The following is a 10,876-nucleotide window of genomic DNA, read 5'->3' on the forward strand; positions in this document are numbered from 1 at the left end:
ATCACCTGGACCTGTACCGGCTGGAAAACTCAGCCCAGGCCGAGGAGATCGGCATCACGGAATATCTTTACGGCCGGGGGATCTCCATTCTGGAATGGCCGGAGCGGATCCGCGATATCCTGCCGGAAAGCCGGCTGGATATTCATCTGACCAGGCTGGACCAGCAGACCCGGAAAATCGAGATCAAAACATCAGGAAATAACTGGAATGACAGGTTTAATAATTGACACCAGCGGTCCCTGGCTGAACCTGGCCGTTTGCCGGGAGGATGATATTCTGGCCTCGATATCACAGGATGCGGGCAACCAGCAGGCCGAGAGGCTTCCTTTTGAACTGGGCAACATCCTGGCCAGGGCAAAGGTGAAGCTGTCTGAAGCAGACTGGCTGGCGGTGACGGCGGGGCCGGGATCCTTTACCGGCCTGCGGGTGGGGGTATCCTTTGCCCAGGGTCTGGCCATGGGTTCCGGCATCAGGCTTTTGCCTCTCAACACGCTGGATGCCATGGCCTGCCTGCCGGAGGGTTTTTCCGGAGAATTGTCTCCGATGCTGGACGCCAAAAAGGGACAGGTCTACACGGCCTTGTACCGGTCTGAAAACGGGGTCAGCGATGTGGTCTCTTCATACCAGGTGATAGAACCCCAAGCCTGGCTTTCCCGGCTGGCTCCCCGGACAAAAGTATTCGGCAGCGGAGCTTATGCCTACCGGGAGATGATATCACAGTCATACCCGGAGCTGGTGATGGATGAAGCTTATATCAACGGCCCTGAGATCAGCGGCCTGGTCAAGCTGGCTTTAAAAGAACTGAATCAAAACAAATTTGTACCGGCCGAAGAGCTGGATGCGTTTTACATCCGTCCCTCTGATGCCATGGTCAAGCGGCATGCCTGAGATCAGGGTAGAATTAGAGAGAATGACGGAAGGCCATCTGTCCGAAGTATTGGCCATAGAGCAGGCCAGCTTTTCCGATCCCTGGAGCGAAGTGATGTTCCGGCAGGAACTGGAGGATGACCCGGGAAAGTACCCCGTTGTCCTGACCATGAATTCTCAGGTGATCGGCTACGGTCTGGGCTGGATCGTGCTGGACGAGTTTCATCTGGGCAACCTGGCGGTCCGGCCGGACCTGAAGGGGCGGGGGTATGGAAGCCTGATCCTGGAGCGCATGCTCAAGCAGGTTAAGGGCAAGGGCTGCCGGACGGCCTCGCTGGAGGTCAGGGCCTCGAACCAAACCGCCATCAAACTGTATCATAAATATAATTTCAAAGAGATCGCCGTTCGCAAGAAGTATTATCAGGATGAGGATGCCCTGGTGCTGCTGGCCCGGCTGGATGAGGAAAAAGCATGCTAAAAAAGGGTGATATCATTGAACTGGGGCTGGACAGCATGGCTTGCGGCGGAGATGCGGTAGGACGGCACCTGGGACAAACCGTATTCGTGCCTTACGGGCTGCCCGGCGACCAAGTGAAGGTCCGGGTGTTTGACGCCCACCAGAAATACTGCCGGGCCGTGATCATGTCCATCGCCAGCCCCGGCCCCCAGCGGATCAAGCCGGCCTGCCCTTATTTCGGGGACTGCGGCAGCTGCCAGTGGCAGATGATGGACCACACCCGCCAGCTGGAGCACAAAAAAACGATACTGGAACAGACCCTGGCCCGGATCGGCGGCATCAAGGATGCCGGGATCGAGGTCCTGGCAGAAGGCTCCCCCTGGCATTACCGCAACAAGGCCCAGTACCCGGTTTCCCAGTCCAAAGGCAAACTGGTCGTAGGCTATTACCGGCAGGGCAGCCACCAGGTGGTTCCGATCGACGAATGCCCCATCATCCAGCCCGGTTTAAACCGGGTGTTCCAGCAAGCCAGGGACATCCTGTTGACTGCAAAGGTGCCGGGATATGACGAACTGACCAACAATGGGATATTAAGGCACTTGATCCTTCGTTACGGACAGTATCAGGACAAAATATCCCTGACCCTGGTCTGCACCAAGGACAAGATATATCCGGAAGTGATAGCATCATTGTCCGCCATCCCCGGGGTCGGTTCGGTATGGCTGAACCTGAATGCCGAACCGGGCAATACTATCCTGGGGAATAAATGGAAACTGCTGTCCGGGGAAAGCCAGATGGAGGAAGAACTGGACGGGATCAGGTACAAGCTTTCGGCCGGATCTTTCTGGCAGGTGAACCAGCTGACGGCCGGAGTGCTGTACCGCCGGATAAAAGATGAACTGCAGTTGACCAGCCGGCAGCAGGCGGTTGACCTTTATTGCGGGGCCGGAGCCATCTCACTGCAGCTGGCTGCAGCGGCCGGCCAGGTGCTGGGAATAGAGTCTTCGACCCAGGCGGTGGATGACGCCAGGGACAGCGCCAAAATGAACGGGATCACCAATGCCGAGTTCCTGGCCGGCCCGGCCGAAGTGCTTTTGGGAAAAGTGCAGCAGGCCGACGCGGTGGTCTGCGATCCGCCCCGCAGCGGTCTGAGGCCGGAAGTGGTCAGGGAACTGACCAGGCTTAAACCCCTAAAGATAGCATATCTTTCCTGCGATCCGGCCACTTTGGCCCGGGACCTGAAAGAGATCATTAAAGAGGATTACCGGATATCCGGCCTTTATACCGCCGATATGTTCCCCCAGACCTATCACATAGAAACCCTGGCTTTTTTGCAAAGGAAATAAATGAAAATCGGGAAAAATAAAAGGCCACCCCAGGGCCTGCTATTATGGCCGGGGTGGCTGTTATTGCTGGGCTTGTCCGGCTGCTATTCCTTTCACAGCGGCCGCCTTCCTTTCAAGACCATCGGGGTGCCGGTGGCCGCCAATGCCACCGGGGATTACCGGCTGCCGGACCTGGTCACCAAATCGGTGCTGGCCGCCATCACCCGGGATGGTTCGGTGACCCAGGCAGAGCCCGAGAACTCCGAAGGGATAATGGCCATAGAGATCAAAAGCTACAGCCGCGACCCCCTAAAATACAGCGCCCAGGAAGTGGTGTCGGAATACAAGATCACCATCACGGCGGCGGTGACCGTTAAAAACAACCAAGGCAAGGTCCTCTGGGAGAACCCTGCCTTAAGCGCCTGGAGCACCTATCTGCCTGATCAGGAGGAAGAAAGCGTGGGAATCGGAAAGGCCTCGGACAAGCTGGCCGAGGAGATAGTAAGACAGGCCTTTGAAAACTGGTAAATATTCATTGGGTGGGGAAAGACTGGATCCGGTGGTTGTCGCAGTCCACGATATAAAGGTTCCCGCTTTCATCCAGAGTGATTCCCTGGGGATTATAAAACTGATTGTCCCCGTTCCCGCTGCTGCCGCCTGAACTTTGAAAAACTCCGTCCAGGGAAAATTCCTGGAAACGGTCATTGCCGGAATCGGTGACGAAGATCTGACCGTTGGAGCTGATGGCGATGCCGGAGGGCGAATCAAACTCCCCTTCATTTTCGCCGTAGGATCCCCAGCTGGAAAGATATTCACCCTGGGGTGAAAAGACGCAGATCCGGTTATTTCCGGTGTCAACCACATAAAGGCGGCCTTCGCCGTCAAAGACCAGGCCCCGGGGTTTGCGCAGCTGGCCGGGCTGGCTGCCGGACTGGCCGATAGTTTCCAACATCAGTCCGTCGGAATTCAAGGTGTAGATCATGTCCTGCGATTGGTCGCTGAGATAGATGTTGCCGTTGGCGGCAATGACGATCCCGTAGCAGCGGGATGAGTCCGGCAGGGGGAGCTGGTACAACTGGATGCCTTCCTGGTCGGACACCAGTATCCGGCGGTTGCCGCTGTCCACCGTGTAGATGTTGCCGTCAGGAGCAATGGTCAGTGAAACCGGGTCGTCATAATCAGCCGAGTCCTGTCCAAAACGGCCCCAGCTTTGCAGAGGCTCAAGCTCGGGGCTGAATTTTTGGACCCGGTCATTTCCCAGCTCCGTCACATAGATGTGGCCCTGCCCATCCAGCGCCACCCCGGCAGGAAAGGAATACTCGCCGGGGTTGTCCCCGAAATCGGCCCTGGCCCAGACCGGCAGCAACAACAGCAGGGCCAGATAATATTTGATCATTTTATTCATCACTACCAAGCATAAATTAAAATCATTGTTTTGTCAAGTACCAATTTAAAATACGCCGAGGTGGCCCTGCCGCTGCCTGGCAGCCGTCCATTTACTTATGAGATCCCGGAGAAAATGGGGGGCAGTCTTTGCCCGGGGATGCGGGTGCGGGTGCCTTTGGGCAGCCGGGAGATGATGGGCTATGTGGTGGGGCTGTCCGGGACCACCGGTCACAAAGCCAAACTCATACTGGAAATCCCAGATCAGGAGCCGGTTTTAAGCCCAGGCCTGCTGGAACTCACCGGCTGGGCCGCTTCCTATTACGGCTGCGCCTGGGGCGAGGCCATCAGGGCCGCTCTGCCTCCGGGACTGGATGCCAGGCAAAAGGCGCTGATCTCCGTCAGGGAAGGGGCGGTGAACGATGAGGTTGAGCCGGAAGGCCTGGCCTTGCTGGATCTGCTTAAGGAACGGGGGGAGAGCGCCGAATATTTCATCCTTCAGCGTTTTGGCCCCGGGATCAAGCCGGTGATCAACCGGCTGGCGGCCAAAGGAACCCTGGAAAGAAGGCTGGCCTGGCAGAAACCGGTTGCAACCAAACTGCAAAGGTGGCTGATTTTCAGGGATCTGGCAGAGCTCCCGGCCCGGGCGCTTAAGCAGAGGGCGCTGCTGGAAAAACTGAGCCGGGAAAAGGAGATCCCCCCGGACGGGATATCAACCGGCCAGGCCGCCGCCGCCGCTTTGGTGAAAAAAGGTCTGGCCAGCTGGGAGAGCCGCCAGTCGGTAAGGCTGCCCCGGACCGATTACGCCGAAACAGCCAAAGCCGAACCGGTCCTGACCGGAGAACAATCCCAGGCCCTGGAACTTATCAGCCGTGATCTGGAACAAAGAAGATTCAGGGTGAACCTGATCCACGGCGTCACCGGAAGCGGCAAGACCGAACTCTACCTTCAGGCCGCCCGGCAGGCTGTCAAGCTGGGGCGCTCGGTGCTGATACTGGTGCCGGAGATAGGACTGACCTCCCAGATGATATCCCGGGCCCAGTCCAAGCTGGGGCAGGTGGCCCTGTGGCACAGCGGGATGAGCCAGGGCGAAAGGCTGGATGCCTGGGAAATGCTAAGGCAGGGGAAAGTGCGGGTGGTGGTGGGAACCCGTTCGGCGGTCTTTGCCCCTTTGCCGGACCTGGGACTGATAGTGGTGGACGAGGAGCACGATCCTTCCTACAAGCAATCAGACGCCCGGCCATATTATCACGCCAGGGACCTGGCCATTGTCCGGGCCAAGGCCGAAGGGGCTTCGGTGATACTGGGCTCGGCCACGCCCTCGGTGGAAAGCTACCATAAGGCCGAGGCCGGAAAATTCCGGCTGTTCCGTTGGGAAAAGAGGGCGGGAAATTCAATGCTGCCCCGGGTGGTGCTGGTGGACCTGAAATCCCAGTTATCAGGACCGGGCCTGATCTCGGCCCCGCTGGAGCAGGCCATCTCAGACGCTTTGGGGCAAAACAGCCAGGTGATGCTGCTTTTGAACCGGAGGGGTTTTGCCCCCTATGTCCAATGCCGGCGCTGCGGGCAGATCGTCAGCTGCCCCAACTGCAGCATCAGCCTGACCTATCATCTTAAGGGCCCCAAAATGCTCTGCCATTACTGCGGATATTTCCGCAAACCATTGGATGCCTGTCCGGCCTGCCATTCCGGGGATTTTGTTTTCAACGCCAAAGGGGTTCAGGGGCTGGAAGAGGAACTGGGGAAAAAGTTCCCCAAAGCCGGAGTGCTGCGGATGGACGCCGATACCACCGGGCGCAAGGGGGCGCACCAGCGTTTGCTGCAGAGCTTCTACAATAAGGAAGCCATGATCCTGCTGGGAACCCAGATGATCGCCAAGGGGCATGATTTCCCGGGGGTCTCGCTGGTGGGCATCATCAATGTGGATGACATTCTGGGCCTGCCCGATTTCAGGTCGCAGGAACGGGCCTTCCAACTGGTATCCCAGATGTCCGGGAGGGCCGGACGGGGGGAGCACCCGGGCCTGGTGATGGTTCAGACCAGGCTCCCCGAAAACCCGGTGATGGCCTGGGCCAAAGAGCACGATTACCAGGGCTTTTGGAAGCAGGAGATCAATGACCGGAGGGAGCATGGCTACCCGCCTTTCTCGCATCTGGCGCTGGTGACGGTATCGGCAGGCCAGGAACAGCCCGGGGCAAGCTTTGCCGGGCTGCTGGCCCAAAGGGCGCAATCAGTCAAAGGCGAAGCCGAGCTGCTGGGTCCGGTCCCGTCCCCGGTATTCCGCCTAAAGGGACGCTACCGCTGGCAGCTCCTGATCAAGGCCCCAAGGCCGTCGGTTCTGCAGGCGGTGATAAGAGGTCTGGACCTTCCGCTGCCCCCGGGGGTCAAAACCAGCGTGGAGATTGACCCGGTGTCACTGTTTTAAAATAATTAAAATATTTTAAAAAAAGTCTTGACGGCAAATGGCGTAAATGCTATACTAATAGCGTTAACGAAAACAACAGTTCTAATTTTATAAAGCGAAAGGAGGGATATCAGTAATGAATAAATCGGAGTTAATCGAGATTGTGGCAAAAGAGACTTGCACCAAGGTTGAGGCAGCCAAAGCCGTCAGCGGCGTGTTTGATGCCATTGCCAAAGCTTTGAAGAAGGGCGACACGGTTACTTTGGTGGGATTCGGAACCTTCTCGGTCAAGAAAAGAAAGGCCAGGATCGGACGCAATCCCCAGACCGGCAAAGAGATCAAGATCGCTGCCAAGAAGGTCCCGGCTTTCAAGGCCGGCAAAGAACTAAAGGAAACTGTGAGATAATCTCTCCAGAACAAAAAAACCCCGCTTTGGCGGGGTTTTTTGTTTGATGGCCGTTTGCAGTTATGAGGGCTTTATTTCATCAGTTTCCTGGTGATAACGGCCGAGACCAGCGCCAACCCCAGCAGGGACATCACCACTATGATTATGACGTTGACGAATTGCTTGGCCTGGGCGCCGAAGAAGATCCCCAGGCAGAAAAGCAGACCGTACCACAGGGCGATCCCGGGCAGGCCGTAAAGCAATACCTTTTTAAAACTGTAGCCGGTCAACCCGGCGATCAAAAATCCGAAGGAGCGGCCGCCCACCACGGCCCGGTTAAGGGCCAGGATCAGGTTCCCGTATCTGGCGAAATGGCCTTCCATCAAAAGCAGCCTGGAGGGAGAAAGAAATGGGCGGGGCTGGGACAGAAAATAGTCCCGGCCTTTTTTTATTCCGATCCAATAAACCAAAAGGGCGCCCAGCGATCCCCCTAAAAAAGCAGCCATAAATCCGGGAAGCCAGTGCAGCTGGTTCTGGCCCACTAGGATGGCGCAAAAGATGACCACCACATCGCTGGGGGCGGGGGGGAAAACGCCTTCCAAAAAAGTGGCCGTAAAAATGGTCAGATATGCCCACCATCCGCCCTGGGAGGCCAGAGTATTGGCCAGTTGTTCCATGTTCATTTGATCGTCTCCAGCAGGCAGACCGCCTGGGCCCAGATGCCCCGGCCTTTCCCGATGTCGTCCAGTCCTTCGTTGGTGGTGGCTTTTACCGAGACCTGCGAGGACCTTAGCTTCAGGGCGGAGGCAAGGTTTCTCCGCATGGCTGTGATGTGGGGGGCCAGCCTGGGCGCTTCGGCCGCGATCATGCAGTCAATGTTATTGATGGTATACCCTGCCTTTCGGATCAGTGTTAAAACATCCTTTAATAATTCCAGACTGGAGATGTCCTTGTAGCGCTTGTCGGTGTTGGGGAAATGCTGTCCGATGTCTCCCAGGGCCGCCGCTCCCAGCAGGCTGTCGGCTATGGCGTGGCAAAGCACATCGGCATCGGAGTGCCCCAAAAGCCCCTTGGGATAAGGGATGGTTGCCCCGCCCAGGATCAGCTTGCGGCCTTTGACCAGCCGGTGGATGTCGTAGCCCAGTCCTATTCTCATTTTTTCTTTTTTAGCAGCCATGAGGCTATCTCCAGGTCCATAGGTGTTGTTACTTTGATATTTCCATCGTTTCCGGGGACGATGCTGACCTTTCCCTTGATCATTTCCACCAACTGACTGTCGTCGGTGGCGGGGATATTTTTCCGGTTAAAATGGGATCTTTGCAGAACCGGCATTTTAAATCCCTGGGGGGTCTGGGCCCGCCATAATTGGGAGCGGTCCACCGTGCCGGTGATCTTTCCTGCTTTTACCTGCTTGATGGTGTCGGTGACCGGGGCGGCCAGGATGGCGGCCCCGTACTTTTCGGCGGCCCGGGCCACGGCGGTGATCTGCTCCGCCCGGATCAGGGGCCGGGCGGCGTCGTGGATCAAAATGACCCTGGAACCCGGGGAAACCATGTTCAAGCCGGCCCGGACCGAGTCCAGCCGTTCTTTGCCGCCGGATACGATGGCCGAAAGTTTGGGGTATCTGTCAAAATACCTCAAGCCGTTGATCTGATACAATGCCGGTTTTACCAGAATGATCTCCGCAACGCTTTGGCACTCCTGGAAGGCCTGCAGGGAATACTCCACCATCGGCTTTCCGTTCAAACTGACAAAAGCCTTGGGAACCCTGGCCCCCAGCCTTACACCGCTGCCGGCGGCCACTATGATCACCGATACAGGGGTCATCTAAATATTATCTCCGTTCCTTTTGGTCAGATACAGGATGTCGTTGTGGACCTTATAACCCATTTTCTGGGCCAGCTTCAGCGAAGCGGTGTTGTATTCGTGGATCAGCAGGCCGAATATCTTGATACCGCGCTTTCTTAAGGCCTTTTCTCCGGCGACGGTCAGTTTTTTAGCCAAACCCTGGCGGCGGTAGTCTGGATCGACCGCGATCCGGTTCAGCCAGCCCTTGCGGCCGTCGTGGGAGGCGATGATGGCGCCGATCATCATGTCCTGCTCAAAGGCCCCGATGAAAAAATCGGGATTGCAGGCCATCTCTTTGGCGATATGGGCCCGGCTGTCGCGGCCTTTGGGCTTGGCGGGCAGTTTGGCCCGGTCCCAGAGCCTGATCAGTTCGGGGTAGTCTTTGATGGTAAGTTTTCGGATCTTCATAAAAATCCTTTCATTAACCGCCAAGGCGCAAAGGACGCCAAGGGGCCTTTAATTAAAATCTTAGCGGACTTCGCGTCTTCGCGTTTAAAATAGGGCATCCAATAAAAGTTGCCGTCAGCAGGGATCAGGCTATCAACGCCTGCAGGGCTTCTGACAGAAAGCGGACCTCGATCAGCTGGATCTTGGAATTTCCGGCGGTCCGCTGGTTATGGGCCGGGATGATCATCCTTTTAAAACCCAGTTTCTGGGCTTCGTTGATCCTTTTGTCCAGCTGGCTGACGCTGCGGATCTCGCCGCCCAGTCCTATCTCGCCGACCACCGCGGTATCGGGGTCGGCATTCCTGTTCTTGAAGGCCGAGGCCACGGCGGCGGCTATCCCCAGGTCCACGGCTGGTTCCTCAAGCTTCAAACCACCGGCGATGTTGGCAAAGACGTCGTGCATGCCCAGGTTCAGCCCGGCCCGGCGCTCCAGCACCGCCAGCAGCATTGACAGTCTGCGGTGGTTGAACCCGGTGGGGACCCTTTGGGGATTGCCGTAGGAGGCCGGGGACACCAGGGCCTGGATCTCCACCAGCAGGGGGCGGGTGCCCTCCAGCGAGCAGACCACGGTGGATCCCGGTATCTCCCGGGTGCGCTCCGACAGAAAAACTTTTGAGGGATTGGAAACTTCCACCATCCCGGCCTCCTGCATCTCGAAGACCCCGATCTCGTTGGTGGAGCCGAAGCGGTTCTTGACCGAGCGCAGGATCCGGTAGGCGTGGTGCCGCTCGCCCTCCAGATAGAGCACGGTGTCCACCATGTGCTCCAGGGTCCGGGGCCCGGCGATGACGCCTTCCTTGGTGACATGGCCGATCAGGATGGTGGCCACGTTATTGGTCTTGGCCAGCCTCATCAGCTCGGCCCCGCATTCCCGGACCTGTCCCACCGAACCGGGAGCCGATTCCAGGTCTGTTCTATAGATGGTCTGGATGGAATCCATCACTAAAATATCGGGGGAGAGCTTGTGGACCGTTTCCAGCACGTTCTCCAGAACGGTCTCGGACAACAATAATAAATTATCCGAGTTGACCTGCAAACGCTGGGCCCTCAGTTTGATCTGGGCCAAAGATTCCTCGCCGGAGACGTAAAGCACTTTTTGGCCGGAAGCGGCCAGCTTGTCCACCAGCTGCAAAGTGAGGGTGGACTTGCCGATGCCGGGATCGCCGCCGATCAGTGTCAGCGAGCCCGATACCAGCCCGCCGCCGGTGACCCGGTCGAATTCGGAGATGCCGGAGAGCAGCCGCTGATCGTCCTTCAGCTCGATCTGACTCAGTGTCTGGGGGATTGAAGGGGCCAGCTGCCGGGAAGCCTTGTTCTTGGCCGGCCGGAGGTCGGCCCGCTTGAGCTCTTCCACAAAGGTGTTCCAGCCCTGGCAGGACGGGCACTTGCCGATCCATTTGGAGCTTTCGAAGCCGCAGGACTGGCAGACGAAGTTGGTTTTGGGGAGGAGTTTATTTTTCATCTATCGTGTTTCTTTCATAGCCCAGGCCTTATTAATCCGCCGCAGCCGTAAGCGTAGGAGGAAGGCCTGGGCTATGAATTGATTTAGGGGTCAAAGATCTGAGATGCTTTTTAGCTTGGCCAGACCGTTAAGGGTAAAATAGGAACCGGGGTCTTCAGTCCCGCCGGTATTCACGGCCATGTCGGGTGTTTCATCCTCCAAACGGCTCAGGCGGTATTGTATGGCTTCGTAATTAACGGACCGCGGCTTTATCCCGGCTTTTAGCAGCCGCCGGCGCAGGTCATAATATATCCGGTCG

The 10,876-nt window shown here is 57.3% G+C and carries 14 protein-coding genes; 7 read left to right on the top strand and 7 right to left on the bottom strand.

Features of this window, described 5'->3' with window-relative positions:
- From Q7U71_11075 to Q7U71_11095, 5 genes are all read left to right on the top strand, one after another.
- The coding region (locus tag Q7U71_11075) for a tRNA (adenosine(37)-N6)-threonylcarbamoyltransferase complex ATPase subunit type 1 TsaE (protein ID MDO9392297.1) at positions 1 to 227 on the top strand (227 nt) is incomplete at its 5' end.
- On the top strand, positions 208 to 888 hold the full coding sequence (gene tsaB, locus Q7U71_11080; GenBank protein ID MDO9392298.1) for a tRNA (adenosine(37)-N6)-threonylcarbamoyltransferase complex dimerization subunit type 1 TsaB: 681 nt from the start codon (positions 208 to 210) through the stop codon (positions 886 to 888). The genes Q7U71_11075 and tsaB, both read left to right, overlap by 20 nt.
- Entirely contained in the window at positions 881 to 1,345 is a 465-nt protein-coding gene (gene rimI / locus Q7U71_11085) for a ribosomal protein S18-alanine N-acetyltransferase (protein MDO9392299.1), read from the top strand. The genes tsaB and rimI overlap by 8 nt, the downstream gene beginning before the upstream one ends.
- Complete coding sequence (rlmD, locus tag Q7U71_11090; protein MDO9392300.1) at positions 1,339 to 2,670, top strand: 23S rRNA (uracil(1939)-C(5))-methyltransferase RlmD; 1,332 nt, start codon at positions 1,339 to 1,341, stop codon at positions 2,668 to 2,670. The genes rimI and rlmD overlap by 7 nt, the downstream gene beginning before the upstream one ends.
- A complete protein-coding gene (locus tag Q7U71_11095; protein MDO9392301.1) occupies positions 2,671 to 3,177 on the top strand; it encodes an LptE family protein in 507 nt (168 codons plus the stop codon).
- A gap of 4 nt (positions 3,178 to 3,181) precedes the next feature.
- On the opposite strand, the gene Q7U71_11100 is transcribed toward Q7U71_11095, so the two are convergent.
- Complete coding sequence (locus Q7U71_11100; GenBank protein MDO9392302.1) at positions 3,182 to 4,054, bottom strand: NHL repeat-containing protein; 873 nt, start codon at positions 4,052 to 4,054, stop codon at positions 3,182 to 3,184.
- Positions 4,055 to 4,084: 30 nt separating this feature from the next.
- Between Q7U71_11100 and priA the strand changes: the two genes are divergently transcribed.
- Positions 4,085 to 6,457, top strand: a complete 2,373-nt coding sequence (gene priA / locus Q7U71_11105) for a primosomal protein N' (protein ID MDO9392303.1) — start codon at positions 4,085 to 4,087, stop codon at positions 6,455 to 6,457.
- 115 nt (positions 6,458 to 6,572) lie between these two features.
- Positions 6,573 to 6,842: an HU family DNA-binding protein gene (locus Q7U71_11110; protein MDO9392304.1), complete on the top strand. Its 270-nt coding sequence runs from the start codon at positions 6,573 to 6,575 to the stop codon at positions 6,840 to 6,842.
- A gap of 71 nt (positions 6,843 to 6,913) precedes the next feature.
- Here Q7U71_11110 and Q7U71_11115 read toward each other — a convergent pair whose 3' ends face one another.
- The 6 genes from Q7U71_11115 to Q7U71_11140 form a co-directional block, all read right to left on the bottom strand.
- Positions 6,914 to 7,504 (bottom strand): DedA family protein, encoded by a 591-nt coding sequence (locus tag Q7U71_11115; protein ID MDO9392305.1) that lies wholly within the window; start codon positions 7,502 to 7,504, stop codon positions 6,914 to 6,916.
- Positions 7,501 to 7,977 (bottom strand): 2-C-methyl-D-erythritol 2,4-cyclodiphosphate synthase, encoded by a 477-nt coding sequence (ispF, locus tag Q7U71_11120; protein MDO9392306.1) that lies wholly within the window; start codon positions 7,975 to 7,977, stop codon positions 7,501 to 7,503. The genes Q7U71_11115 and ispF overlap by 4 nt, the downstream gene beginning before the upstream one ends.
- On the bottom strand, positions 7,974 to 8,648 hold the full coding sequence (gene ispD, locus Q7U71_11125; GenBank protein ID MDO9392307.1) for a 2-C-methyl-D-erythritol 4-phosphate cytidylyltransferase: 675 nt from the start codon (positions 8,646 to 8,648) through the stop codon (positions 7,974 to 7,976). Before ispD ends, ispF begins: the two co-directional genes overlap by 4 nt.
- On the bottom strand, positions 8,649 to 9,077 hold the full coding sequence (locus tag Q7U71_11130) for a GNAT family N-acetyltransferase (protein MDO9392308.1): 429 nt from the start codon (positions 9,075 to 9,077) through the stop codon (positions 8,649 to 8,651).
- 124 nt (positions 9,078 to 9,201) lie between these two features.
- Positions 9,202 to 10,578 carry a DNA repair protein RadA gene (radA, locus tag Q7U71_11135; GenBank protein MDO9392309.1) on the bottom strand — a complete coding sequence of 459 codons (1,377 nt, stop codon included), beginning with the start codon at positions 10,576 to 10,578 and terminating at the stop codon, positions 9,202 to 9,204.
- A gap of 90 nt (positions 10,579 to 10,668) precedes the next feature.
- Positions 10,669 to 10,876 (bottom strand): hypothetical protein (locus Q7U71_11140; protein ID MDO9392310.1); only part of this gene is annotated, 208 nt, incomplete at its 5' end.

It is taken from the genome of bacterium, from assembly GCA_030655055.1.
GTDB lineage: Bacteria > Edwardsbacteria > AC1 > AC1 > EtOH8 > UBA5202.